The 26,324-nt window shown below is 65.4% G+C and carries 24 protein-coding genes; 18 read left to right on the plus strand and 6 right to left on the minus strand.

What is annotated here, in order from left to right:
• The first annotated feature begins 140 nt into the window (after positions 1-140).
• Positions 141-1,931 (plus strand): diguanylate cyclase, encoded by a 1,791-nt coding sequence (locus M3A49_RS15360; RefSeq protein WP_266229393.1) that lies wholly within the window; start codon positions 141-143, stop codon positions 1,929-1,931.
• Between the two features lie 204 nt (positions 1,932-2,135).
• Positions 2,136-3,710, plus strand: coding sequence for an EAL domain-containing protein (locus M3A49_RS15365; protein WP_266229394.1), 1,575 nt, complete (start codon positions 2,136-2,138; stop codon positions 3,708-3,710).
• Positions 3,711-3,723: 13 nt separating this feature from the next.
• On the opposite strand, the gene M3A49_RS15370 is transcribed toward M3A49_RS15365, so the two are convergent.
• Both M3A49_RS15370 and M3A49_RS15375 read right to left on the minus strand, forming a co-directional pair.
• Positions 3,724-4,362 (minus strand): GNAT family N-acetyltransferase, encoded by a 639-nt coding sequence (locus M3A49_RS15370; RefSeq protein ID WP_266229395.1) that lies wholly within the window; start codon positions 4,360-4,362, stop codon positions 3,724-3,726.
• Positions 4,363-4,473: 111 nt separating this feature from the next.
• Entirely contained in the window at positions 4,474-5,127 is a 654-nt protein-coding gene (locus M3A49_RS15375; protein WP_266229396.1) for a GntR family transcriptional regulator, read from the minus strand.
• A gap of 118 nt (positions 5,128-5,245) precedes the next feature.
• On the opposite strand from M3A49_RS15375, the gene M3A49_RS15380 reads away from it, so the two are divergent.
• From M3A49_RS15380 to M3A49_RS15405, 6 genes are all read left to right on the plus strand, one after another.
• Complete coding sequence (locus M3A49_RS15380; RefSeq protein ID WP_266229397.1) at positions 5,246-5,719, plus strand: OsmC family protein; 474 nt, start codon at positions 5,246-5,248, stop codon at positions 5,717-5,719.
• Positions 5,720-5,986: 267 nt separating this feature from the next.
• Complete coding sequence (locus M3A49_RS15385) at positions 5,987-6,433, plus strand: Ohr family peroxiredoxin (protein ID WP_266229398.1); 447 nt, start codon at positions 5,987-5,989, stop codon at positions 6,431-6,433.
• A gap of 62 nt (positions 6,434-6,495) precedes the next feature.
• Complete coding sequence (locus M3A49_RS15390; protein ID WP_266229399.1) at positions 6,496-6,765, plus strand: hypothetical protein; 270 nt, start codon at positions 6,496-6,498, stop codon at positions 6,763-6,765.
• Positions 6,766-6,904: 139 nt separating this feature from the next.
• A complete protein-coding gene (locus M3A49_RS15395; RefSeq protein ID WP_266229400.1) occupies positions 6,905-7,372 on the plus strand; it encodes a MarR family winged helix-turn-helix transcriptional regulator in 468 nt (155 codons plus the stop codon).
• Positions 7,373-7,517: 145 nt separating this feature from the next.
• Complete coding sequence (locus M3A49_RS15400; RefSeq protein WP_266229401.1) at positions 7,518-8,852, plus strand: epoxide hydrolase family protein; 1,335 nt, start codon at positions 7,518-7,520, stop codon at positions 8,850-8,852.
• A 323-nt stretch (positions 8,853-9,175) separates the two neighbouring features.
• Entirely contained in the window at positions 9,176-10,417 is a 1,242-nt protein-coding gene (locus tag M3A49_RS15405; RefSeq protein ID WP_266229402.1) for a sensor histidine kinase, read from the plus strand.
• Between the two features lie 15 nt (positions 10,418-10,432).
• On the opposite strand, the gene M3A49_RS15410 is transcribed toward M3A49_RS15405, so the two are convergent.
• Together M3A49_RS15410 and M3A49_RS15415 are read right to left on the minus strand one after the other, a co-directional pair.
• Positions 10,433-11,551, minus strand: coding sequence for a succinylglutamate desuccinylase/aspartoacylase family protein (locus M3A49_RS15410; RefSeq protein ID WP_266229403.1), 1,119 nt, complete (start codon positions 11,549-11,551; stop codon positions 10,433-10,435).
• Between the two features lie 35 nt (positions 11,552-11,586).
• Entirely contained in the window at positions 11,587-12,357 is a 771-nt protein-coding gene (locus tag M3A49_RS15415; protein ID WP_266229404.1) for a transporter substrate-binding domain-containing protein, read from the minus strand.
• Positions 12,358-12,479: 122 nt separating this feature from the next.
• Here M3A49_RS15415 and M3A49_RS15420 point away from each other — a divergent pair, with 122 nt between their 5' ends.
• The gene (locus M3A49_RS15420) at positions 12,480-13,403 is read left to right on the plus strand and encodes a LysR family transcriptional regulator (RefSeq protein WP_266229544.1); all 924 of its coding nucleotides are present in this window, start codon (positions 12,480-12,482) and stop codon (positions 13,401-13,403) included.
• Positions 13,404-13,411: 8 nt separating this feature from the next.
• Here the strand turns inward: M3A49_RS15420 and M3A49_RS15425 are convergent, their stop codons facing one another.
• Positions 13,412-14,314 carry a LysR family transcriptional regulator gene (locus tag M3A49_RS15425; RefSeq protein ID WP_254356630.1) on the minus strand — a complete coding sequence of 301 codons (903 nt, stop codon included), beginning with the start codon at positions 14,312-14,314 and terminating at the stop codon, positions 13,412-13,414.
• 130 nt (positions 14,315-14,444) lie between these two features.
• On the opposite strand from M3A49_RS15425, the gene M3A49_RS15430 reads away from it, so the two are divergent.
• Positions 14,445-15,452 carry an NAD-dependent epimerase/dehydratase family protein gene (locus M3A49_RS15430; RefSeq protein WP_266229405.1) on the plus strand — a complete coding sequence of 336 codons (1,008 nt, stop codon included), beginning with the start codon at positions 14,445-14,447 and terminating at the stop codon, positions 15,450-15,452.
• Between the two features lie 46 nt (positions 15,453-15,498).
• On the opposite strand, the gene M3A49_RS15435 is transcribed toward M3A49_RS15430, so the two are convergent.
• Positions 15,499-17,241 (minus strand): IlvD/Edd family dehydratase, encoded by a 1,743-nt coding sequence (locus tag M3A49_RS15435; RefSeq protein WP_266229406.1) that lies wholly within the window; start codon positions 17,239-17,241, stop codon positions 15,499-15,501.
• Positions 17,242-17,509: 268 nt separating this feature from the next.
• Between M3A49_RS15435 and M3A49_RS15440 the strand changes: the two genes are divergently transcribed.
• The 8 genes from M3A49_RS15440 to M3A49_RS15475 all read left to right on the plus strand — a co-directional run bounded on the left by M3A49_RS15440 (position 17,510) and on the right by M3A49_RS15475 (position 26,258).
• A complete protein-coding gene (locus tag M3A49_RS15440; protein ID WP_133179094.1) occupies positions 17,510-18,478 on the plus strand; it encodes an ABC transporter substrate-binding protein in 969 nt (322 codons plus the stop codon).
• 97 nt (positions 18,479-18,575) lie between these two features.
• Positions 18,576-20,099, plus strand: coding sequence for a sugar ABC transporter ATP-binding protein (locus M3A49_RS15445; protein ID WP_266229407.1), 1,524 nt, complete (start codon positions 18,576-18,578; stop codon positions 20,097-20,099).
• Positions 20,096-21,133 carry an ABC transporter permease gene (locus tag M3A49_RS15450; protein ID WP_323183155.1) on the plus strand — a complete coding sequence of 346 codons (1,038 nt, stop codon included), beginning with the start codon at positions 20,096-20,098 and terminating at the stop codon, positions 21,131-21,133. The genes M3A49_RS15445 and M3A49_RS15450 overlap by 4 nt, the downstream gene beginning before the upstream one ends.
• 32 nt (positions 21,134-21,165) lie before the next feature.
• On the plus strand, positions 21,166-22,305 hold the full coding sequence (gene yjfF / locus M3A49_RS15455; protein ID WP_266229408.1) for a galactofuranose ABC transporter, permease protein YjfF: 1,140 nt from the start codon (positions 21,166-21,168) through the stop codon (positions 22,303-22,305).
• A gap of 233 nt (positions 22,306-22,538) precedes the next feature.
• Entirely contained in the window at positions 22,539-23,642 is a 1,104-nt protein-coding gene (locus M3A49_RS15460; protein WP_254356625.1) for a sugar ABC transporter substrate-binding protein, read from the plus strand.
• Positions 23,643-23,655: 13 nt separating this feature from the next.
• The gene (locus M3A49_RS15465; RefSeq protein ID WP_254356624.1) at positions 23,656-24,669 is read left to right on the plus strand and encodes an ABC transporter permease; all 1,014 of its coding nucleotides are present in this window, start codon (positions 23,656-23,658) and stop codon (positions 24,667-24,669) included.
• Entirely contained in the window at positions 24,669-25,478 is an 810-nt protein-coding gene (locus tag M3A49_RS15470) for an ATP-binding cassette domain-containing protein (RefSeq protein WP_254356652.1), read from the plus strand. The genes M3A49_RS15465 and M3A49_RS15470 overlap by 1 nt, the downstream gene beginning before the upstream one ends.
• Positions 25,479-25,532: 54 nt before the next feature.
• Positions 25,533-26,258, plus strand: a complete 726-nt coding sequence (locus tag M3A49_RS15475) for a FadR/GntR family transcriptional regulator (RefSeq protein WP_028202385.1) — start codon at positions 25,533-25,535, stop codon at positions 26,256-26,258.
• The last annotated feature ends 66 nt before the right edge of the window (positions 26,259-26,324 follow it).

A 26,324-nucleotide genomic window follows, 5' to 3' on the forward strand; every position in this document is an offset into this window, starting at 1 on the left:
GGGAGCGATCCGGGAGGCCTGAGGCACGGTTAGGCGCGGTTCTGACAGGCGATGCTATGCTCATCGCGATGCCTGGAAACGCGCCGCCGGGCCACGCCGCAACGCGATGCGCGCGCGCCCATCCGCTGTCGGGGGGCTTCATGCAGCACACGCCAGGCCGCACGCGGCCGCACGGCTTCTCCAACATGGTCATGAAACGCCCGCACCTCGTCGTGACGGTGTGCTTTCTTGCGGCCATGGCGCTGGTGAGCGGCGTGGGCCTGCGCCAGCTCTACCAGATGACACGCTACGAGCTCCATAGCCGCCAGCGCGACCTGGAGGTGCGCGCCGTGGGCGTGGATGCGCTGATTTCCGCGGAGCGCCGGCGCCTGCTGTTCCTGCGCGACTACGCGCAACACGTGCTCGCCTCGCCGAGCCAGCAGCGCACCGGCTTGCAGAATCTGAATGTGCAGGCCGCGCTGCGCGACAGCGACAAGCTGCAGTGGGACATTCCCGGCGCAATGGATGGACCGCTTGTTTTCGGCACCAATGCGCAAGGGCTCGCGGGCATCGAGGGCTTTCACCGCGACGCGGCCACGCTGGCCGCCGACATCGTGCTCGCACGCTCGATCAGCCCGCTCCTCGCGATCAGCCAGCACGCCGACGCGGTGCAGAGCACGGTCGCGTACATCTCGGCCAACGGCCTTTACGTGGTCTCGCCCGAGCGCCCGGACGCGCACGCGCCCGACCTGTTGCGGCGCTTCAGCACCATGCCCTACTACCGCCTGCATGTGACCGGCGAGAATCGGGGACGCGATATCGTCTGGACGCCGATCTATACGGAATCAAAAAAAAGCGAGGCCATCTCCACGCTCAGCGCGCCTGTCTACGCGAACGGACAGTTTCGCGGCGCCGTGGTGATGGACGTCGCGCCCTCGCGCCTGCTCGCGCTCCAGCTTGCCTCCGCGAACTTGACCGACAACGACGAGCCTGCCGAGTTCGGCCTCCTGAACAGTAACGGCGACCTTGTCTATTTCGTCGATGGCAAGATCACCGCGCAGCGTCCCGCACGGTTCGATCCGTCTCTGCTCCACATGGCGCGCGCGTCTGCGGCCGCATGGATGAAGCGAGGCCAAGGGTACGCCGTACGCTCGGGCCGGTATCTGCTCTTTCAGCACGTGGGGGATTCGCACTGGATCCTGCTCACGAATACGGACGACTCGGAACTCACGCTCGCGGCGGCGCGCCGCGTGTTCAGCAGCCCGCTGATCGTCGCGTGGCTGGCGATCGCCGTTCTGCTCGTCGGCACGCTGCGCGTCGTCAAGCACATATTCGGCCAGTACGTCGAAGCGAGTACGCGGCTCGAAACGCTCGCGCGCAGCGACCCGCTCACCGGCCTCGCGAACCGCCGGCGCTTCCAGGAAGTGTTCGACGAGACGCTGGAGCGCGCCGCCCGCGAAGGCGGTGATGAGGCGGCGACGCCCGCCATGGCGATGCTGATGCTCGATATCGACTACTTCAAGCGCGTGAACGACCGCTTCGGCCACGCAGCGGGCGACCGAGTGCTGGTGATCTTCGCGGGCATCCTGCGTAACAGCCTGCGCAGCGCTGAAATACCCGCGCGCGTGGGCGGCGAGGAGTTCGCGGCGCTGCTGCCCGGCGCCGATCTCGCGACAGCCGCGGGCGTGGCCGAGCGCATCCGCCAGGCGGTCGAAGCGCACGCGGCAAACGCCGCGCATGCCGCCCGCACGCCGGGCGACGCCGCCAACCGCGATGCGGATGCGATTGCGTTCACGGTCTCGATCGGCGTGGCGGCCAGTCCCGCCGATTGCCCCGCCCGCTATGAAGCACTCATGCAGGTAGCCGACCGGCGGCTCTACGCCGCGAAGGCAGGCGGCCGCAATCGCGTCGTTGCAGAGGATTCCCGATCGATCGATCCCGCGCGTGCCTGACGTGCGCCTGACATTTGCTTGACGACCCCGCCGGCCGCTTGCATGCGTTACGCATGAGCGGGAGCGCCGGCGGCCACTGCGATTGGGCTCGCGCGCCGGACAGCAGCGCGTCGCCGCCAGCGGAAAGACGCTACCATCGGCAGCAGCGATCGACGAAAGCCGCGCGTCGCCTTCGTTCGCGACGCCGGAGCCCGACCGTACACCATGAGCAGCCGACTCACCGCCCTGACGACGTTTTGTGTCGTGGCGTTCGCCGTCCTGGCAACGCTCACGGCGGCCGTGTACGCGTCAGACGCCGTGTTCGAACGCCAGCAGCGCCAGCACGTGGACGTCTTTTCGCATCGCGCGCTGCTGCGCGCCGACCTGGTGAACTCCGAAGCCGAGGCCGCTTTGCGCGAGCTGATGCCATACTCCGACACGCCGTGCACGAGCGACCACACGCAGCGCTTGCGGCATGTCGAGGAACAGTATCGATACATTCGCGAAGTCGCCACGACCGATGGCGTACGGCTGCACTGCAGTTCGCAACGCGGCGCCATCGATTCCGCATTGCCGCCGGCCGAATGGACCTATGCCCAAAGCTTCACCGCATGGCATACCGAAGTCGGCATGCCCGGCAGCGAGCGGCGCATGCTCAACATGCGCCTCGGCAATCACGTCGTGGTGATCGATCCGCGCTTCTACCTCGACATCGTGCCGCTCGACGACACCATCGAGCTGACCGTGCTCGAAACACAGAACGGCGCCGTGATTACAAGCTGGACGAACGCCGACCATGCCCTCGTACGCGCAGCGCTGCGGCGCACCAACAGGAGCCCGTATTTCGAGGGACGCTATTACGTCGTCGAGCGCTCGCAGCGCTATCCCATCGCGGTGGTCGCGTATGAGCCCGAGGAACGCATGCGCCGCAACCTGCCCGCGCAACTCAGGACCGTGATCCCGCCCGCGCTCGTCCTGAGCGCGATCGGCACGTGGCTCGTCCTGCGCTGGCGCCGCAAGCTGCGCACGCCGCGCAGCGCGATCCTGCAGGGCATCCGGCGGCGCCAGTTCGTGGCGTGGCTGCAGCCGCTCGTCTCGCTGGAAAGCGGGCGCTGCGTCGGCGCGGAAGCGCTCGTGCGCTGGAAGCTCGAAGACGGCACCGTCGTCGCGCCGGACACGTTCATTCCCATGGCGGAATCGCTCGATCTCGTCGAGCCCATCACCGATCAAGTCATCCGCTCCGTGTTCGAAGGCGTGGGCGCCGTGCTCGCGCGCCGCCGCGATCTGCACGTCTCGCTCAACCTTGCCGGCAAGGATCTCGCCGGCACACGCGTGCTCGTAACCCTCAAGGCCAGCCTCGCGAAATATGCCGTGCACCCCGAACAAATCTGGTTCGAAGCGATCGAGCGCACGCTCATGGACACGGCCAGCTCCGCGCCCGTTCTCGAAGCGTTTCGTGCGGCCGGCCACCGCATTTTCATCGACGATTTCGGCACGGGCTATTCGAGTCTCTCGTACCTGCAGGAGTTGCCGGTGGATGGCATCAAGATCGACCGCTCGTTCATCCGCTCGCTGGCGAGCGGCGAGGAAATGAACAAGATCGTGCCGCACGTGATCGAGATGGCGCGCAGCCTCGACCTGCTGATGGTCGCCGAGGGTGTGGAAACCACCGCGCAAGCGGAGTATCTGCGCGAGCGCGGCGTGCAGTTCGCGCAGGGCTGGCTCTATGCGAAGGCCATGCCCGCCGACGAATTCCTGCGCTATCTGGAGCGTGAAGCGGCGCGCACTAGCCGCGCGTGAGCGCGGCGCGCGCTCACGCGAACGGACTCGGCGACGCGGCGTGCGGCAGCCCGCCAGGCAAGTGCGGGAATGCCGCGCCGCACCGCGCCGCGGCTGCCCTGCTGAGCACGGCGCTGTCGTAGCCGCGACCGGCAAAGCGCACGACATCGACGAGACTAAAGCCTTGTGCGCGATAGAACGCGATGAGGTGGGCGGCAGGAAACGGCGTGTCCAGCGCGAGCTGCGTGTAGCCGCGCGCAGCCGCCCAACGCCCCGCGAAAGCGAGCAGCGCGCGGCCGATACCACGGCTTTGCCATTTGGGCTCGATACCGAACTGATGGACCGAAGCCACGCTGCGCTGGCGATAATGTTCGCACTGCGAATCGCTGTCGTGACCTTCCACCGTGAGCGTACCGATGATCCTGCCATTGCAGACGGCGACGAAGCAGTCTCCAGCCAGCGCGCGTTCACGCGTGAGGCTCGCTGCCTGATCGGCACATGAGCAGTGCAATCCGAGCGACGCGAGCCGCGAAAACGCGCGATGCAGCAAACGCGTGAGCGCTTCCCATGAGTCGTGGCGCGGATCGAAGCGCCTCAGCACGAGCCGGCCGAGGCCGGGCTGCACGGAGGTGATCTGCTCATCCGGGCGCTGGGTTGCACGCGAGATCGACATGGCGTCTCCAGTCGTTTCGATGCCTCCAGTCTAGGGTTGGCCCGTAAGGGTCACAAGAAAAAATGTCGTAAAAACCGCCGCGAATGTTGTGTATGCAGGGACGCATGCGCGCTAGCCTTGCGCTGCCATGCGCTCCACCACGGCGAGCACGATGCGCCGCGCCGAGTCGATATGCGCCACCGTCAAGGCGCGCGCGCTGCGGGCGTTGCGCGCGAGGCAGGCTTGCAGGATGGCCTCGTGTTCGTGCTGAAACGAAGGCGTATCGGCAAGCAGCGTATTCTGCAGCCGCTCGTAGCGCTCCACCTGCGCGCGCAGCTCGCGGATCGCCACCAGTTGCCGGGCGTTGCCGCACGCGCCGTAGAGCAGTTCGTGAAACTCGCGGTTGAGTTCGCCCTGCTTCTGCGTGGTGAGCGCCTCGCCCAGCAGCCGGTGAACGAGTTCCGCGCGTGCGAGCGTTTCGTCGTCGATGCGCTTGACGCCGTGAAAGATCGCGTCGCCTTCGAGCAGCGCGCGCAGGCCGTAGATCTCCTCCACGTCCCGCGGCGTGAGCATGCGCACGACCGCGCCGCGATTGCGGAAAATCTCGACCAGCCCCTCGCGCGCGAGCCGCTGGATCGCTTCGCGCAGCGGAATGCGGCTCACCTCGAAACGCTCCGCGAGATCGCGCTCGACGAGGCGCTCGCCGCTGCCCAGCTCGCCGCTGACGATCAGGTCGCGCAATCCGGACGCAACCGCGTCTGCCGTGGAGTCGAATTTTGTTTCCATGCGTGTCATACCCGGTTCGCGCCCGGTTCTCATTTTGGCCAATTCGGCATAATGGTATACCAAAATGCCGAATGCGCTCATAATGACGTACCCCTTTTCGATTGGACGGAGAGTCAGCATGGCGCATGGCGAACACACCTATCGCGTTTCGGTGCAATGGACGGGCAATCGCGGCAGCGGCACCTCGGGTTATCGCGACTACGACCGCGATCACGTGATCCGCGCGAACGGCAAGCCGGACATTCCGGGCTCATCGGATCCGGCCTTTCGCGGCGACGCCTCACGCTGGAATCCCGAGGATCTGCTCGTGGCCTCGGCTTGCGCGTGCCACAAGCTCTGGTATCTGCACCTGTGCGCCGAGGCGGGCATCGCGGTGCTCGCCTATGAAGACGAGGCCGAAGGCACGATGGCCGACACGCCGCAGCGCGGCGCCTTCACGAAGATCGTGCTGCGCCCGCGCGTGACGATCCGCGCGAGCGACAACCGCAGCCTCGCCGAGCGGCTGCATCATGCAGCGCACGAGCAGTGCTATATCGCCAATTCGGTGAACTTCCCCATCGTTTGTGAGCCGGCCATCGAACTGGCTGCGTAACGCTCGCGAACGGCCCAGGCCGCTCCGCCGGCCGTGCCGGCACTCCCGGGAGTGCCGGCAAACAGGTCTCGATCACGAATTTCCACACACAACGATAGCTAACATCATCGCGACCGATCGCCCTTCCGAAGCCACCCCACATAACTCGCATACGATTTAATCTTATCCGCTTGACATGCCGGAATTTCTCGTCCACTATGCATCGCATGCGATTCGATCGTATGCGAGGCATATGACCCAAACCTGAAATCCATCAAGGAGCGCACCATGGCAACGATCGACAAAGTGCTGTTCTCGGGCAACACCCACACCACCATCAATCACGACCCCGCAGTCCAACGCGGCGAATTCGGCGTGGTCGACCTCGAACTGTCGTCTTCAAGCGGCGAAACCCTCGACATCGTCGCGACCGAACCGCACCCGCGCGCCGAGCAGCTGTTCGCCGGCGCATGGTCCGCCTGCTACATCTCTGCGCTCGCCATCGCGGCCTCGCTGAAGAAGGTCGCCCTGCCGGCGGACGCTTCGGTCGACATTCAGGTCGATATCGGCCAGACCGGCGCCGCCTGGTTCCTGGGCGCGCACTTCACGGTCGAACTGCGGGGCGTCGAGCAAACCGTGGCCGAGGCCATCGCGCGCAGCGCCCATCAGATCTGCCCGTACTCGAAGGCCGTGCACGGCAACATCGACGTGAGCCTCACCGTCGTCACCGCATAACCGGCAAGCGCAATCGCCTCTTTCACCCAATTTCACTGCAATTCACCTAGCGAGATCCGATCATGAAGACCCAATTCATCGCCAAGCTCCTCATCGCCCTTTCTGTCAGCGCAGCCGCCCCCGCATTCGCCAGCGGCTACGGCCCGGCCCCGTCCTATCGGCCCGAAGTCGGCGCACCGGCATCGCAACGCGGCCAGAGCGTGCAAACGCTCGCGGCCGAGCGCACCGAGGGCGGCAACGCAGCGACGGCGTACGGCGGCATGGCCGACGTCACCTCGGACGCGGGCAGCCGCGTCTCGATGGAGCGAAACAGCCTCTTCGCCCACCATTGATTGCGCCACCGCGTCGTGGCTGTTTCGCCGGGCATCGCGATGGCGATGTACGGCGGAACCGGTGTCGGGCTGCGATATAATCGCAAGCGATTTATTCAAGTTCGCGAGCCATTGAGGCCTTTGCCTGAAGAGGATGACCATGAAATCGACGGACCACCCGGCGCAGGGCGCCACGCCCGCGCCGCTCGCAGACTACCTTTGCTTCGCGGTGTACTCGACCAATCTGGCGTTCGGCAAGGCGTACAAGCCGATCCTGGACGAACTCGGGCTGACCTATCCGCAGTACATCGCGATCATCGCGCTCTGGGAGCAGGACAACCAGACGGTGAGCGGCCTGGGCGAGAAGCTGTTTCTCGAATCCAACACGCTGACGCCCATGCTGAAAAAGCTCGAAGCGATGGGGTATGTGCAACGGCGGCGCGACCCTGAGGATGAACGCCAGGTGCGTGTGAGCCTGACCGCCAGCGGCCGGAAACTGCGCGAAAAGAGCCTGAAAATCGCGGATCTCACCGACGCGACCGGGCTGGGCCACGACGAATTCGTGAAACTGCAAAGGGCAATCGTGAACCTGCGCGCCAATCTGATTCGCTCACTCGACACCGAATAGCCGTCGCAGCCGCGCCCACGGTTTTTGCGGACCGGCTTCGATCGGCAATAATCAGGACTACGACAGGTATTGTGGTTGAGGAAAGGCATACGCACGTCCAATGCGTCCTGCTCGCCACGGTCCAACGTCACCATCAGGAATTGATATGTCAAACGATCTTCATCCCACACCGCTTTCGCGCCGGCGCTTCATCGGCGCCGCTGCTGTCACGCTTGCAGGCGCCGCAATGAGCCGGCTTGCCTTCGCAGAATCGAAGCCGGCGGCCGGCGGAATCACGCAGATTGCCGGCGGCGATCCGACTTCGATTCGTCCGCTGCGCGTGCATGTGCCGGAAGCGGCGCTGACCGATTTGCGACACCGCGTCGTCGCGACGCAATGGCCCGAGCGCGAAACGGTCGACGACGCCTCGCAAGGCGTGCAGCTCGCGACCATGCAACGGCTCGCCAGCTACTGGGCGAACGACTACGACTGGCGCAAGGTGGAAGCGAGGCTCAACTCGCTGCCGCAATACGTCACGGAAATCGACGGGCTCGATATTCACTTCATCCATGTGCGCTCGAAGCACGAGAACGCGCTGCCGATCATCGTCACGCACGGCTGGCCCGGCTCGATCATCGAGCAGCTGAAGATCATCGAACCGCTGACCAACCCGACCGCGCATGGCGGGAGCGCATCCGACGCGTTCCACGTCGTCATTCCCTCGCTGCCGGGCTACGGTTTCTCGGGCAAGCCGACGAAGACCGGTTGGGACCCCCAGCGCGTCGCACGCGCCTGGGCCGTGCTGATGGACCGGCTCGGCTACCGGCGCTACGCCGCGCAAGGGGGCGACTGGGGCAATGCCGTGACGGAACAGCTCGCGCTGCTCAAGCCGGCAGGACTCGTGGGCATTCACACCAACATGCCCGCGACCGTGCCCGACGCTGTCGCCAAGTCGCTCAAGGACGGCACGCCGCCCCCTGCCGGACTGTCGCCGGAAGAGCAGCACGCGTACGAGCAGCTCGATTACTTTTACAAGCACGGTTTGGGCTACGCGCTCGAAATGGCGAACCGTCCGCAGACGCTCTACGCAATCCAGGATTCGCCGGTCGGCCTCGCTGCATGGATGCTCGACCACGACGCGAGCGGTCAGGCGATGATCGCGCGCGTGTTCGCAGGCCAGCCCGAAGGCCTGACGAAGGATGACGTGCTCGACAACGTCACGCTCTATTGGCTGACGAAGACGGCGGTCTCCTCTGCGCGCCTGTATTGGGAAAACAAGCTCAACTTTTTCGAGCCCAAGCATGTGGAGCTGCCGGTCGGCGTGAGCGTCTTCCCGGACGAAATCTACGCGGCACCGAAGAGCTGGACGGAACGCGCCTACCCCAGGCTGGTTCACTACAATCGCCTTCCGAAAGGCGGCCATTTCGCAGCGTGGGAGCAGCCTGCCGCGTTCACGGATGAAGTTCGCGCAACCTTCAGGACGCTGCGCCAGCCGGCCTGACGAAATGCCGCACGCGTGAGCATTCGGGTGTCCGGCGATTTTATCAAGGACTCCGAAGGCTCACGCCACCGCCGGCGGAAAAAAGCCCCGAGCGCCGTGCGACGAGACTGACACAACCGACGCCCCGCTCCCAAATACTGCGCTGCGAGTGCCGCCAGCATCCCTCAAGAGGGAAAAACGGCGCATTTTCCGGCGCTTTTCCACGAATAGAAATGCGCGCACTTCGCGGACAATGCCGGTCATAGCCCGATTTGCGGCTATTTCAACCATGCGCCCGCCGGCGCAAGCCAAACTTCGATGTTAAAAAAAGAAAGGTGATTGTCTTGTTTGCCCGGATATTCCTGCTGTGGATGGCGTCGTTGATGCTGGTGCAAGTCGGTTTTCGATATCTCGATGCGGATTCGCCGCTCAACTTCGGCGACACGGCATTCGAACCGGCTTCCGCGACGCAGGCCGCCCAACAGCAGGACGCCGACCTGGTGCTGGAACTGGCCGCGCAAGGTGCGAGCGTCCATGGGATCGCCCCGCTGGTGTCGATCAAACCGGACATCGTCAATCTCGGCGCCGAGGTAACGCCTCATCTGCGCGATGCCATCTGGGCGCCGCATGTGGGGACGGCCTCGAACGCCTCCTATCTGCGCGAAGCCTGTTCGTCTGGCGTCACGCGCCTGAAGAGGGCCGTCCGCTGGTTCGATGCGCGGTTCGCGGCGCTCATGCTGGCGCTCGGCGGGCTGCTGTTCGCGCTGCGCGCCTGGTGGCTGCGAACGGTGCGCCATGACCTGCTCGCCATGATCGCCACGCTGCGCGTCGCGACGAGCGGCACCGGCCCGGCACCCGCGCTCGCGCTCGTGGACTGCCCGCGCAAGCTGCACGGCCTCGCCCGCACGATCGGCGATCTGCTGTGCCGCCGCAGCGGCGCGGTCGAAGATCAGTCGGCCACCTTCGCCGCTTTCCTGCGGCAGACCGAATCGCGGGTTGCGCGCTTGCGCGCCTATGCGATGAACGTCACGCGATGGAATTTGCGAGTGGCGCTCGTCGAGGACATCGATCTCTTTCAGGACCTCGCGCGCCAGTTCGTCGACACGGCCGGCCACGGCGGCGCGAATCATGCGCCCGTGAACGTGGACGCGTATCTGAAGGACCGCTTCGTCTACGGCGCGAACGCGGACGCGAGCATCGTGCTTCGGCTGGACGCCGGCGAGGCGTTTGCGCTGCCGCGCTCCGCGCTCGTGCGGCTCGTCGACAATCTCGTGGGCAACGCACACGCGCACGGCAAGCCGCCCATCGAAATCTGCACGGCGCGCGGGCCGCGCTCGTGGACCTTGAGCGTGCGGGACCACGGCGAAGGCGTCGCCGCGAGTCTGCCCGAGGGTGGCGCGCCGGCGTCGCCGTTGCTTGCCTCGCGCGCGGCGAGCCTTGGACTCGATACGCATTGGGGCATGGGCCTGTCGATCGTCCGGCGCCTCGCGCGCCTGTGCAACGCGAAGCTCAAGATCGGCAATCATCCCGAGGGCGGCCTCTGGGTGCGCGTAATCGTGCCGATGGACAAAGCGCGGCACGCCTGACGCGAACCCCTCCCCTCAAGCCCCCAGCAGCACGCCGCTGCGTATCGGCCGGGTGCCCGTTACGCGGCCGAGCGGCGCGCCGGCCGTGACGAAGCGAATCGCCCTCCGCATATAGAAAACGCCTTCCGCGGTGCTCTTCACCGTCGTCGTTTCGCCCGTCATCGGATCGACGATATCGAACAGCGGGTCGTTCTCGCGAATCCAGTCGCCGATTTTCGCGCGGTGCACGAGGATGCCGCTGCGCGGCGCATTGAATTGCGCGCTGCCGGCGAGCGGCGTGGCCGGCATCAGCAGCTCCGGCAGCGGCTTCACCTCGCCGTCGGCGAGCGCACCGCGCCAGCGCAGATAGTCGATCAGCGCGTCGGCGTCATGCTGCGCGGTTTCCCACGAGACGTCGCGCTGGCCGCGGCACTCGATCGTCACCGCAGTGGGCCCGGCGGGCACGGGCTGCGTGGCCGGCATCTGTTGGCGCAGTTGCCACCACAGCAGGCTATGCGCCTCGTCGAACGCCTGCGCGCCCGAGTCAGTGGCGAGCAGTTGCGCGCGCGAGCCGAGGTAGCGGGCGAGCGGCTCGACATCGGGCCAGCCTGCCTCGCTCGTGTACACGTGCATGACCGCCTCGAGCGAGCAATGCAGGTCGATGATCAGATCGGCGTCGTGCGAGAGCCTCAACAGCGCCAGCTGGAGCGAATCGAATTCCGTTGGCGGCGCCTGTGCGTCGAGCGCTTCGCGCATCAGTTGCCGGATCAGCTCGCGATTGCGGTCGACGTCGGCGCCGAGCGTCTCCTTCGCGCGCGCGAGCAGCCTGGGAAACGCGTGGAAATGGCGGTTGAAGTTCCTGCCGCTCGCGAGATCGAACCGGCCGATGAACTGGCCAAGCACATGCTGGTTCAGGCCCACGGGATTGGCGAGCGGTACGAGCACCACCTGCGCGGCGAGCGCGCCTTGCGCCTCGAGTTCAGCCAGTTGCGCGCGCAACAACACGGCCGCCAGCATGGCGGGTGTTTCGTCGGCATGCAGCGACGCCTGGATATAAACCTTCTGGTGCGCGTCGGCGGGGCCGAAATGGAAGCTGGTCAGTTCGCGGTGCGTGCCTGGCGTGGCGCTCAGGAGCGGAATCGATTGCTGGTTCATGAATTCAATGCGGTTTCAAAAATGTGTGCAGCGACTCAGTTTCCGTACGGATCGAAGTCGAAATAGCGATGCGCGATCTGCGCGTAGGTGCCGTCCTTCAGCATGGACGCGATCGCGTCGTTCATCTGCGCCTGCAGCGCGGTCTCGTCCTTGCGCATGCCGATGCCGGTGCCGCGGTCGCCCATCGATAGCGGGCCACCGGCAAACGCGAAGCCGCTGCCCTGCGGCGTACGCAAGAAGCCGTAGTCGGCTTCGACGTAGCCCAGCAGCGCGGCGTCGAGCCGCCCGTTGACGAGGTCGGCGAACACTTCGTCCTGGCTCTTGTAGGTGACGACGTGCACGCCCGCCGGCGCCCAGTTCGCGAGCGCATAAGTCTCGAACTGCGTGCCCGCCTGCACGCCGACCGACTTGCCGGCCAGCGACTGCGCGGTTCCGCCGAACGAGGTGCCCTTGCGCGCGACGAGTCGCGACTTGAACTGGAACAGCTTCGAGGTGAAGAGAATTTGCTGCTCGCGCTTCGCGGTGATCGCCATCGACGACATGATCGCGTCGATCTTGCGCGCCTGGAGCGCCGGGATCATGCCCGAAAACTCCAGCTCGACCCACTGGCAACGCGCGTGAATACGGCGGCAGATCTCGTTGCCGAGATCGACGTCGAAACCTTTGAGCGAGCCGTCGGGCGCCTTGGCGTCCATGGGCGGATAGGTCGGATCGATGCCGAGGCGCACGACGTCGCCCTCGCGCGCGAAGGCACTGCTGCTCAGGGCCAGCGCGAGGGAAAGCAGGATCGACGGGATTATTTTCATGATGAGCGATCAGTGAACGGGAGAGTCTCCTGCCCGACCGATGGTAGGACGACACGGCGTTCGGGAAAAGCTCGAATTCGTCTATCATGATCACTTATACCGATCGCATCCAGGCATCGCCCATGAGTCTCACGCTTTCCCAGTTGCGCGTTTTCGTCGCCGTCGCCCAGCGCGGCAGTGTGCGGGCGGCCTCGCGCGCGCTCGGCCTGGCGCAAAGCGGCGTGACGCAGCAGTTGCAGAATCTCGAAGCCGAACTGGGCGGCGCGCTGCTCACCCGCACGAATCGCGGCGTGACGCTCACGGTGCTCGGGCAGCGCCTCTTGGTGCGCGCGGCATCGATTCTCGGCGAGTGCGAGCGCGCGAGCGAAGAGGCGCAGCAACTGCGCGGCGACTACGCGGGCGAAGTGGCGTTCGGCCTGACGACCGACCCGCTGATGGACGCGCTCGTGCCCGTGCTCGGGCAGTACAGCAAGCGGTTTCCGCGCGTGGCGCTACGTCTGCGCACGGGAACGTCGCGCATGATGATTTCGTGGATACGCGAAGGCACGCTCGATTTCGCGCTCGCACTCGTTTCGGACCAGACCGATACGACCGATCTCTCGGTGACGGAGCTTTACCCGTCGGACCCGGTAGTCGTCTGCCGCCTCGATCATCCGAAGGCGGGGGCGCGCACGCTGCGCTCGCTCACGCACTGCGACTGGCTCGCGACGCGCTCGCCCAATATCGCGGACGCCTTCGCTTCGAGCCGGCTCACGACGTTCTTCACCGACCACGGCTTGCCGCCGCCGCGCATCGTCGCGACGGTGGAGGGGCTCTTCGAAACGCTGCATTGGGTCAGCGAGACAGACTGCCTCGCGCTGGAGTCGTCGGTGGTCGCCACGCGCGGCCCGTTTGCCGAACGGCTCGCGCGCATCAGGATCGCCGAGCGGCCCGCGGCGCAGCAGGTCTGTTTGCTGCAGCGCGCGGCCGTGCCCCTCACGCCTGCCGCTCAGGAACTCGCGACGATGCTGGCTTCGTATGCGCGGGCAGGCCGTGCGCCGCGTTGAGGCGGTATTTACGCGCCTTGTCCCTGGATATAAGCAGCCAGCCCCGACGCCAGCGCCGCAAAGGTCACGGCGCAGCGCGCGCTCGTGCGCAAATCCTCATGCATGGCCACCCACGTATCCAGACTCAGCGAGAACTCGTCGCGCAGAACGCGAACCAGCTTCGGGTCTCTTGCCGCCAACGGCGACTGGCACCCGCCGATGCCGAATCCAGCGCGTATCGCGCCCAGTTGGGCAAGGTCGCTGTCGGCGCGAAATGCAAAGTTATTGCGGCTGTAGGCGGCGAACCTGGGCTGAACCGAACGAATGAACGCGTTCTCATGATCGAAGCCGATGATCGAATGGCGCGACAACTCTTTCATCGACTTCGGCACTCCATGAAGCGCCAGATATCGTTCGTGGGCATGCAAGCCCACTTCGATCGCGCCAACACGTTTGGCGACCAGCGCCTCCTGCACTGGCCGGAACATGCGTATCGCAATGTCCGCTTCACGACGGAGCAGGTCGCCCGCCCTGTTTGACAGCACAAGTTCGATCGTCAGCTCCGGATAGTCGTGGCGCAGGCCCGCCAGTATCGGCGGCAGGACCTCGACGCCGATGACTTCGCTCGCCGTCAGTCGCACCGTCCCGCGCACGCCCGATCCGTGACTGCTCGCCGCGCGGCGCAAGGCTGCCGTGGTCATCGCAAGGCCGACGGCGTAGGGCCGCAGCTCGTTCGCCGCCTCGGTTGGCGAGAACCCGTCGGACGAGCGCGTAAACAGCGTGAGTCCCAGCGCCGCTTCCAGACTTTCGATATGGCGGCCAACGGTCGGCTGCGTGATGCCCAGCGCGCGGGCGGCCGCCGAGAGCGAGCCGCTCTCCAGGACCTGCAGAAAGCTCCGGTACCACTCCCAGTTCGGTTCCTTTTCGGCCATGCATCGTCCCCAATTCAGATCGCGGTCTATGCATAAATGTATAGCCTATGGTCGACTCTCGGCAATTTTTTATTGACGGCAAACGGCGCAGAATGCTCCTCATCACAGCTCACCCGTAAGGAGAACCCGCATGAACGCCAGCCCCATCAATCGACAGAACCGCGCCCTCGTGCTTGGCGCAAGCGGCGGAATCGGCAGCGAAGTCGCGCGCCAGTTGCTCGACGCCGGCTGGCAAGTCCGCGCGTTGCGGCGCGGCGGTGCGCCGGGCACGGCGGCGGCCGGCGCCATCGAATGGCTCGACGGCGACGTGCTCTCGCGCGAAGCAGTGGTACGCGCCGCGCAGGGTTGCGCGGTGATCGTGCACGCCGTGAACCCGCCCGGCTACCGGCGCTGGGCGCAGGTCGTGCTGCCGATGATCGACAACACGCTCGCCGCCGCGGCCGCCGTGGGCGCGACTGTCGTGCTGCCGGGCACCGTCTACAACTTCGGGCCCGACACCTTCCCGGTGCTGCGTGAAGATTCGCCCCAGCGGCCGCTCACGCGCAAGGGCGCGATTCGCGTGGAACTGGAGCGGCGCATGCAGGCCGCGAGCGAGCATGGCGTGCGCTCGATCGTCGTGCGCGCGGGCGACTTTTTCGGGCCGCACGTGGGCAATAGCTGGTTTGCGCAAGGAATCGTGAAGCGTGACGAGCCGGTGCAGGTCGTGCGCCAGCCGGGTACCCGCGGCGTGGGCCACGCGTGGTCGTACGTGCCCGACGTCGCGCGCACGATGCTCGAGCTGATCGAACGGCGCGACACGCTGCCCGCGTTCGCGGTGTTCCACATGGCCGGCCACTGGGATGCCGATGGCTCGCAGTTCGTCGAAGCGATCTGCCGCGTCGCCCGGCGCCACGGAATGAAGCCGCAAAGCAAGCCATTCGCCTGGGCCTTCGTGCGCGCCATCTCGCCCTTCGTGACGACGCTGCGCGAACTGATGGAAATGCGCTATTTGTGGAGCGAGCCGTTGCAGCTCGACAACGCCCGCCTCGTCCGCGAACTCGGGCGCGAGCCGCATACGCCGCTCGACGAAGCCGTCGAGGCGACGCTCATGGGCCTGAACTGCCTCGGCGCCGACGAGCGGGCGCCAAAGGCGGCTTGAAGGTTACGCTTTTACGCGCCGCGCGATTTGATATGGATTCCGAATGTCAATGCGAGTGGCTCGGCACGTCCGAGCCGCGGCAGCCCACCAGGAAGTCGAAATCGCAGCCCTCGTCGGCCTGCAACACGTGCTCGACATAAAGCTTGCGATACCCGCTGCGATCAGCGGGGATGGGTTGCTGGTTCGCGGCCCATTCGTCGAGCCGCGCGACGATCGCCTCGTCGCTGATATCCACGCGCAGCACGCCCTTCTCGCAGTCCAGTTCGATCCAGTCGCCGTCGCGCACGATCGCGAGCGGGCCGCCCGCGCGCGCCTCGGGCGCCACGTGCAGCACCACCGTGCCATACGCCGTGCCGCTCATGCGCGCGTCCGACACGCGCACCATGTCGGTCACGCCCTGCGCGAGCAGCTTGGGCGGCAGGCCCATGTTGCCCACCTCGGCCATGCCCGGATACCCCTTGGGCCCGCAGTTCTTCATGACGAGCACGGAATCGGCCGTGACATTGAGATCGGGGTCGCCAATGCGCGCCTTGTAGTCGTCGAAGTTCTCGAACACCACGGCGGGCCCGCGATGCTTCAACAGCTTCTGCGTGGCCGCCGACGGCTTCAACACCGCGCCGTTCGGCGCGAGATTGCCGCGCAACACGCACAACGCGCCGTCTTTCACGAGCGGATTGTCGAGCGGACGAATGACTTCGGCGTTGTGAATGGGCGCTTCGCGCACGTTTTCCCACAGCGTTTTGCCGTTGGCCGTGAGGGCATCGGGATGCGGCAGCAGGTTCGCTTCACCGAGGCGCCGCAGCACCGCGGGCAAGCCGCCCGCGTAATAGAACTCCTCCATCAGAAAGCGGCCCGAAGGCTGCAGGTCGACGAGGGTCGGCGTACCTCGTCCGATGCGCGTCCAGTCGTCGAGTTCGAGCGGCACGCCGACGCGTCCCGCGATCGCCTTCAGGTGGATCGCCGCATTGGTCGAGCCGCCGATCGCCGCGTTCGTGCGAATGGCGTTCTCGAACGCCGCGCGCGTGAGCAGCTTCGAGAGGCGCAGGTCTTCGAGCGCCATCTCCACGATGCGCATGCCCGACATATGCGCGAGCACGTAGCGGCGCGCGTCCACAGCCGGAATCGCCGCGTTGTGCGGCAGCGTGACGCCAAGCGCTTCGGCCATGCACGCCATGGTCGACGCCGTGCCCATGGTGTTGCAGGTGCCCGCCGAGCGCGACATGCCCGACTCCGCCGACATGAACTCATGGATCGAGATCTTGCCCGCCTTCACCTGCTCGCTCAGTTGCCACACCACCGTGCCCGAACCGATATCGCGCCCTTCGTGCTTGCCGTTGAGCATCGGGCCGCCGGTCACGGCAATCGCAGGCACATCGCAGCTCGCCGCGCCCATCAGCAGCGCGGGCGTGGTCTTGTCGCAGCCCACCAGCAGCACGACGGCATCGACCGGATTGCCTCGTATGGATTCCTCAACATCCATCGAAGCGAGGTTGCGTGTGAACATGGCCGTGGGCCGCAGGTTCGACTCGCCGTTCGAAAACACGGGAAACTCGACAGGAAATCCGCCGGCTTCGTAGATGCCTCGCTTGACGTGCTCGGCGAGCTTGCGAAAATGCGCATTACAGGGCGTGAGTTCCGACCACGTATTGCAGATGCCGATAATCGGCTTGCCGGCGAATTCGTGATCCGGTATTCCTTGATTCTTCATCCAGCTCCGGTACATGAAGCCGTTTTTGTCCGTGGTGCCGAACCACGCGGCCGAGCGAAGCTTGGGCTTACGGGTGTTCATGGCTTTGCCCACTTAGTGAGAAAGTCCTATAAATAGCATGACTATATGGACCGCGATTATCGGGAAAACGCTAATCGAAACCGTTCCGGCCGTTGCATATAGTTTGTCTATTGTGGTCAGCAGGGGCGGCCAACGGTATACCGAGAGGATATAACCGGAGGCCAGGGATGGCGCGATACTTCTCGTGATACTGTCCGGCCGTGATGGACGCGGGTGTAGCGCCATGAATTAAAGAAATACAACGCGCAGAGCTACATCGGAGACACGCATGAAACTGGCAACACGCATGGTAAGCGGGTTGGTCGCTGCGGCGGCCGCTTTCTCGTTGGCGGCGGGCGTCGCGCACGCCGAAGACAAGCAGATTACGCTAGGTTTTGCGCAGGTCGGTGCGGAAAGCGCCTGGCGCACGGCGAACACGGTGTCGGTCAAACAGGCCGCGAAAGACGCCGGCATCAACCTCAAGTTCTCGGACGCCCAGCAGAAGCAGGAAAACCAGATCAAGGCGATCCGCTCGTATATCGCCCAGAAGGTGGACGTGATCGCGTTCTCCCCCGTGGTGGAATCGGGGTGGGAGCCGGTGCTGCAGGAAGCGAAGCGCGCCAAGATTCCCGTGATCCTCACGGACCGCAACATCGACGTGAAGGACCAGTCGCTCTACGTGACGATGATCGGTTCGGACTTCATGGAAGAAGGCCGCCGCGCGGGCAAGTGGCTTGAAGATCACTACAAGGACAACCCCGGCCCGATCAATATCGTCGAGCTGCAGGGCACCGTGGGTTCCGCGCCGGCCAACGACCGTCACTCGGGCCTCATGGAAGTGATCAAGAACGATCCGAAGTTCAAGATCATCGCGTCGCAAAGCGGCGACTTCACGCTGGCCGGCGGCAAGCAGGTCATGGAAGCGTTCGCGAAGACGTATGGAAACAAGATCAACGTGGTCTACGCGCATAACGACGACATGGCGCTCGGCGCGATCCAGGCGATGGAAGAAGCCGGCATGAAGCCGGGCAAGGACATCAGCGTCGTCTCGTTCGACGCCACCAAGGGCGGCTTCCAGGCGATGATCGCCGGCAAGATGAATGTCGACGTGGAGTGCAGCCCGCTGCTCGGGCCGCAGCTCATGAGCGCCGTGAAGGACGTCGTGGCGGGCAAGCAGTTGCCCAAGCGCATCGTGACGAACGAAACGGTGTTCCCGGAGGACGTGGCGGCGCAGGTGCTCCCGTCGCGCAAGTACTAAACTTCGCTGCAAGCGGCGCGGTGTACTTCGTATCCCTTAGCAATCTTTAAGGACTTACGGAGCACGTCGCGCGCTCTGGCCTCTTTCACGGTTGCCCATGAGCGTTTCCCCGATACTCGAAACCGTCGGTCTTACCCGAACCTTCCCCGGCGTGCGTGCGCTCGACCGGGTCGATTTTCGTCTGTACCCCGGCGAAATCCATACGCTGATGGGGCAGAACGGCGCCGGCAAGTCCACGCTCATCAACGTGCTGACCGGCGTGCACCAGCCCGAGGCGGGCGAGATACGCCTCGCGGGCGAGGCGGTGCACTTCCCGACGCCGCAGATGGCGGAGGCCGCCGGCATCCAGACGCTCTACCAGGAAGTCAATCTCTGCCCGAACCTCTCGGTTGCGGAGAACATTTTCGCGGGCCGCCAGCCGCGCAAGCGCCGCCTCGGCCTGATCGACTGGAAAACGATTCATCGCCGCGCGGAAGCAGCGCTCGCGGAACTGAATCTTTCGCTCGACGTCACACAGTCGCTCGACACCTACCCCATCGCCATGCAGCAGATGGTGGCGATTGCGCGCGCGGTGTCCGTGGATGCGCGCATTCTCATTCTCGACGAACCGACTTCCAGCCTCGACGAAGGCGAAGTCGCGCGCCTGTTCGAGGTGCTGCGCAAGCTGAAAGCGTCGGGCATCGCGATCCTGTTCGTCACGCATTTTCTCGAGCAGACCTATGCGATCTCCGATCGCATCACGGTGATGCGCAACGGTGAGCGTGAAGGCGAATATCTCGCCGCCGATCTGCCGGTGCAAACGCTGATCGCGAAGATGGTAGGCCTGCAGAACGCCGGCGAGCGGCTCACGCAGGCCGAAGCCGCGCACGGCGAAACGGCGGCAACGAACGCCGAACCCTATCTTGCAGCGCAAGGCGTGGCGCGCCGCGGCGTGCTCAATCCGCTCGATCTGGAAGTGCAGCCGGGCCAGATCCTGGGCCTGGCTGGCCTGCTCGGCTCGGGCCGCACGGAAACCGCACGGCTGCTCTTCGGCGCAGACAAAGCCGATGCGGGCACAGTGCACATCAACGGCAAAGCGGTAAAGCTTTCCTCGCCGCGCGACGCCGTGCGTCACGGCATGGCCTATTGTCCCGAAGACCGCAAGAAAGAAGGCATTGTCGCCGATCTGTCGATACGCGAAAACATCGTGCTCGCGCTGCAGGCGCAACTGGGCTGGTGGCGCATGATCCGGCGCTCGCGCCAGCGCGAACTGGCCAACGAATATATCGACCAGCTCGGCATCAAGGCGCGCGACGCCGAGCAGCCTATTGGGCTGCTTTCGGGCGGCAATCAGCAGAAGGTGCTGCTCGCGCGCTGGCTCGCGACGAATCCGCGTTTGCTGATACTCGACGAACCCACGCGCGGCATCGACGTGGCCGCCAAGTTCGAAATCATGGACCGCGTGCGCGCGCTCTGCGCAAAGGGCCTCGGCATTCTCTTCATTTCGTCGGAGATCAGCGAGGTGGTGCGTGTGAGCGACCGCATCGCCGTGCTGCGCGACCGGCGCAAGGTGGCCGAGCTTTCGGGCGCGGCGCGCTCGGAGCACGAAGTCTACGACCTCATTGCCGGAGACCGTCGATGACGCGCCCCGCCCTCCCCGCCTGGCTTTCGCTCGTCATCCGGCATCCGCTGGTGTGGCCCGCGGTGACGCTCATCGCGCTGTTCGTCGTCGACGTCGTGCATCGCGGCAATTTCCTCTCGATCACGATGCTGGGGGGCCACCTGTTCGGCGCGCCCATCGACATCCTCATGCGCGCCGCGCCGCTCGTCGTGGTGTCGCTCGGCATGACGCTCGTGATCGCCACGCGCGGCATCGACATTTCCGTGGGCGCCGTCGTGGCAATCGCTGGCGCGGCGGCCGCCACGGTGCTCGCCGCCGATCCTTCGCGCGTGGGCCTGGCGTTCGGCGCGGCGCTCGCGGTGGGCCTGCTCGCCGGCATCTGGAACGGGCTGCTCGTCGCGTTCGTCGGCATGCAGCCGATCATCGCCACGCTTATCCTGATGGTGGCGGGCCGCGGCGTGGCGCAGTTGCTCACTGGCGGCCAGATCATCCCCATCGGCGCGCCCGGTTATCTCTTCGCGGGCGGCGGCTATTTCGCGCTCATCCCGTGCGCCGTGTGGGTCGCGATTGCCGTGACCGTGCTCACCACCCTCATCGTCAACCGCACGGCGCTCGGGCTCTTCATTCGCTCGATCGGCGTGAATCCGGTGGCCGCGCGGCTTGCGGGCCTGTCGTCGCGGGCCGTGGTGTTCGGCGCGTACGCGTTCTGCGGCGTGACCGCCGCGATTGCCGGCATTCTCATCAGCTCGAACGTGCGCAGCGCGGACGGCAACAACGCGGGCCTGCTGCTCGAACTCGACGCCATTCTCGCCGTGACGCTCGGCGGCACGTCGCTGCTGGGCGGGCGCTTCAGTCTCGCGGGCACGGTGCTCGGCGCGCTCATCATCCAGACGCTCACCTACACCACCTATTCGATCGGCGTGCCGCCCGAGGCCACGCTCGTCGTGAAGGCGGTAGTCGTGCTGCTCGTGTGCCTGATCCAGTCGCCCGCGGCGCGCACCTTCGCTTTTCAACAACTCAAACGCATCGCTCTCGCGCGCCGCGCGCGCGCCTGAGTCGCCATGCACCCATTCGGGGGAAGCCGAGCATGAACCGCCCTGCCCTGTCCTTTTCGAACTCGCTCGCAGCGTGCCGGCGCGGCGCCACCCGCTTCGTCGATCCGCGCGTGCTGCCCATTGTCGTGACCGTCGTGCTGTTTGCCGTGCTGTTCGGCTTCGGCTCGGTCATGTATACCGGGTTCTTCTCGCTTCAGGTGGCCTTCGGGCTGTTGGTCGATAACGCGTTCCTGCTGATCGTCGCCATCGGCATGACGTTCGTGATCATCTCGGGCGGCATCGATCTTTCGGTGGGCGCCGTGGTCGCGCTCACCACGATTCTCTGCGCTGTGGGCACCGAAAAGCTGCACTGGCCCGTGCTCGTGGTCGTCCCGCTCGTGTTGCTCTGCGGCGCGCTCTATGGCGCGGCAATGGGCGCGCTGATCCACTTCTTCCGGCTGCAGCCCTTCATCATCACGCTTGCGGGCATGTTCCTCGCGCGCGGCACCTGCTTTCTCATCACCACCGAATCCATCCAGATCAACGACCCCGGTTTTCACGCGCTCTCCGAATTCAACATTCCGGTGGGCAGCGGCTCGCTCACCACGGGTTCGCTCACGGCCATCGCCATGCTCGCCGCGGGCATCGTCATCGCGCACTTCACGCGCTTTGGGCGCAACGTCTACGCGATCGGAGGCAACGAGCGCTCCGCGCTGCTCATGGGCCTGCCGGTGGCGCGCACCAAGATCGGCGTGTACGCGCTCTCGGGCTTTTGCTCGGCGCTCGGCGGCGTGGTGTTTACGCTCTACGTGCTCTCGGGCTACGGGCTGCAGGCGCAAGGCATGGAACTCGACGCCATCGCCGCGACCGTGATCGGCGGCACGCTGCTCACGGGCGGCGTGGGCTATGTGATCGGCTCGGTGTTCGGCGTCGGCATTCTGGGCACGATCCAGACGCTCATTACCTTCGACGGCACGCTGAGTTCATGGTGGACGCGCATCGTGATCGGCGCGCTGCTCTGCGCGTTCTGCCTCATGCAGCGCGCGACCGAGCGCCACGCCGCGCGCCGCAAGTCCACCGGCACGGGACGCGGCGCCCCGCGCACCAGGCGGCCGCAAGCCGCCGTGCCGATGGATCAGGCCAAGCTCGCCAGCCCGCCGCCGCACATGCAGGAGGCGAAAGGCGGTGCGTAAACCGCTTGTTATGGACGATCGTCGCCATGGCAGGGCCTATGGAGTAGTTACGGGTATACATGGATTAGGAGGCCTCATCACGCTGCACTAAGATTTTTGCGGTACCGTCGGCGCCTGGCGAACCCACGTTCGCTGCGGATGTCTCGCGCGTTCCCCCGGTACTGGCCAGTATCTGCACGCTTTTCGACGAAAAGTCGACTACATCGACCACGATGACAAGACCGGAGGAAAACATGGCGCAAGATCGGGATGACGCAAAAGACGGTAAGAGCTTGATCGACACGGGCCGGCGCGGCCTGATGCAGGGTGCGGGCTTAAGTGCGGCGCTTTCGCTGCTCGGTGCGGTGGGCGGCGGCGGATTCATTTCCACGGCACAGGCCGCCGAATCGGGATTCCCTTCGCACAAGAAGTGGAAGATCGTGTTCGTGAATCACGTCACCACGAATCCGTTCTTCGTGCCGACGCAATACGGCATTCAGGACGCATGTTCGCTGCTCAACATGGACTACCAGTGGACCGGTTCGGCCACGTCCGACGCGGGCGAAATGGTGCGCGCCGTGAATTCGGCCATCGCCGCGAAGGCCGACGCGATCGCGGTGCCGATCGTCGACCCCACCGCCTTCGACAAGCCCATTCAAGCGGCGCTCGACGCGGGCATTCCGGTATTCGCCTATAACGCCGATGCGCCGCGCGGCAAGAAGAACCCGCGCCTCGCCTATATCGGCCAGGACCTGTATCTCTCGGGCTATCAGATGGGCGAGCGTATCGTGAGCCTGATCGACAGCGGCATGGTCGCGCTCTTCATCGCCACGCCGGGCCAGCTCAATATCCAGCCGCGTCTGGACGGCGCGAGCGACGCCATCAAGAAGTCGGGCAAGAAAATCGACATCCAGACCGTGGCAACGGGCGCGACCGTCAACGAAGAGCTTTCGAAGATCAAGTCGTTCTATCTGGGCCACCAGGACGTGAAGGGCATGTTCGCGGTGGACGCGGGCAGCACCCAGGGCGTGGCGCAGGTGATGAAAGAGTCGAACCTGCCTTCGAAGGGTGTGCACGGCGGCGGCTTCGACCTGTTGCCCACCACGGTCCAGCTCATTCACGAAGGCTTCCTCGACTTCACGATCGACCAGCAGCCGTACGTGCAGGGCTTCTATACGGTGATGCAGGCGTTCGTGACCCTCGCCTCGGGCGGACTGGTCGGCCCGGCCGATACCAACACGGGCCTGAAGTTCGTGACGAAGGACACCGTCGAGCCGTACCTGAACACCTCGACGCGTTACGAAGGCAAGACCACCAAGCCGCAAATCGTTCCGATGAACGGCGCAATCAAGTCGTGATGAACTACGAGTGATGAACTCTGTGAACGAAACTGGCAAGGCTGAAGTCACCGCGCGGGCTGCTGCCCGCCCGCGCGGGCAATGGCTCTCCGCGTGGGCGCCCGAGTTGCGCATTCTGCTCGTGGCGGTGATCCTCGCGGCGTACTTCGAATTTTCCAACCGGGATTTCCTGCTCACCAACGCGAGTCTCGTCAACCTCTCGCAGTTCATCGCGCCGGTGGCGATCATTGCGTTCGGCGAAATCATGCTGATGATCGGCGGCGACATCGATCTTTCGGCAGGCATGGTGTTCGCCTTCGCGCCGTTCATGATGGTGTTCGCCAACGACGCGGGCGCGCCCATGTGGCTCGCCGTAATCGCGGGGCTCCTGGCCGCGGGCATCGTCGGCTTCGTGAACGGGGCCGTGACCGTGTGGCTGCGCCTGCCCTCGTTCGTCACGACGCTCGGCACGCTCTTCCTCATCAACGGCATCACGCTCACGATCTCGCGCGGCACGCCGGTGCAGGCGCCGGGCTCGCCCGAATTCGCGGCCTTCATGGGCGCGTGGGGCTATAGCGAGATCCTCTGGACTATCGTGATCGCGTTCGCGATGCACGTGCTGTTGCGGCATACGCGCTGGGGCCTGCATACGCAGGCGGCGGGTGCGAATCCGCTCGGTGCGAGCGAGGCCGGTATTCATGTCAACCGGCTGCGCCTCGGCAACTTCATCATTGCCGCCGTGCTCGCGGGCTTCACCGGCATTCTGGAAGGCTTTCGCATCACCTCGATCGACCCGCAGGCGGGCGGCAACCAGATCATGTTCCTCGCCGTGGCTTCGGCCGTGATCGGCGGCACGCCGCTCACGGGCGGCTCGGGCACGATCGTGGGCGGCCTGATCGGCGCGGCGGTGCTCGGCATTCTCAACGACGGCTTCACGCTCATCGGTATCAACGCGTTCACCTTCAACATCATCCTCGGCGCCGCAATTCTCGCCGCCATGGTCTTCAACATCCACGTTGGGCGCCTGCGCCGCAAAGGGAGCCGATGATGGACGAATCGCAAGCTTCCCCCGGCGGCGCGAGCACCACGGCCAACGCCCCGCTCGCGGTGCGGGGCGACAACATCGTCAAGCGCTTCGGTGCGGTCACGGCGCTCGACGGCGTTTCGCTCACGCTCGGCCGCGGCGAAATCCTCGGCATTCTCGGCGACAACGGCGCGGGCAAGTCCACGCTCGTCAAAATCCTCACGGGTTTTCACCAGCAAACGAGCGGCACGCTGCAGATCGACGGCAGCGAAACGCTGCTGCGCTCGGTGGACCATGCACGCTCGCTCGGCATCGAATGCGTTTATCAGGACCTCGCGCTTGCCAATTCGCTGAGCATTTACCACAATATGTTCCTGAACCGCGAGATTGTGCGGCGCGGGCCCTTCAGACTGCTCGATCACAAGCAGATGCGCCAGCGCGCGGCGCAACTGCTCGACGACATCGGCGTGCACGTGCCCTCGGTGGACCTGCCCGTGGAGCGGCTTTCGGGCGGTCAGCGCCAGGCGATCGCGGTGGCGCGCGCCGTGCATTCGAACGCAAAGATCCTGCTGCTCGACGAGCCGCTCGCCGCGATGGGCGCGCGCGAAGCGGGTCTGATCATCGATCTCATCATGCGTTTGAAGGAAAAAGGCGGGCTATCGATTATCATGATCATGCACAACTATGCGCAGACGCTCGATATTGCGGATCGCATCATGTTGATGCAGCGAGGCCGCGTGACATACGAGCAGCACAGCGCCAATACATCGGTGGCTGAACTGATGGATATCGTGCGGCGGGAATACCGGGCCATGCGCGCCACCAGCGCGTAGTGACCCAATAACAAAGGGGGACGCTCCGATCGGGTAGCCCCCGGCCGGACAATCATGGATTACCGCAATCTAGAGAAACGCAAGAGCATGCACGCGCGCATCGTGCAGGAGCTCGGCATGCAGATCGTGGGCGGCACGCTCCCCCCCGGGCAGCGCCTGCCCGCCGAACCCACACTGTGCGAGACCTACGGCGTGAGCCGCCCCGTGTTGCGCGAGGCCACGCGCGTGCTGGTCGCCAAGGGCCTGGTGGTTTCGAAGCCGCGCGTGGGCAGTGTCGTGCGGCCGCGCGAAGAATGGCACATGCTCGACCCCGACGTGCTGTACTGGACCGTCAACAGCATTCCCGAAGGCGAGTTCTTCCGCTCGCTCATGACCGTGCGGCAGATCATCGAACCCGCCGCCGCGGCGCTCGCCGCGATTTCAGCAAACGACGAAGACCGCGCCCGCATTACCGCAGCCTACGCCCGCATGGAGCAGGCGCAAACCGCTGCCGACCTGCTCGAGCCCGACCTGGAATTCCACCGCGCGATCATGGCGGCCACGCATAACAACATGCTGGCGTACATTGGCAACATGCTCTCGCTCGCGCTTTCCGAGTCGATCAAGCTCACGAGCCGCCATCCCAACACGCATGCGCTTTCGCTGCCGCGCCACAAGGCGATTCTCACGGCGATCGAGCACGGCGACGCGCTCGCGGCGCGGCAAGCGAGCGTCGTGCAGCTCGACAATGCGCGCGCCGACGCCAAGTCGATTCTGGGCGGGGCGGGGCTGGAAACTTGAGGCCCGCCGACTACTGAAGCGCCGCCGCGCCAGCGACGCATTGCGGCGCAGCGACGCGCCCTTCCC

This window comes from Paraburkholderia sp. CNPSo 3076 (genome assembly GCF_026343935.1).
Taxonomy (GTDB): Bacteria; Pseudomonadota; Gammaproteobacteria; order Burkholderiales; family Burkholderiaceae; genus Paraburkholderia; species Paraburkholderia nodosa.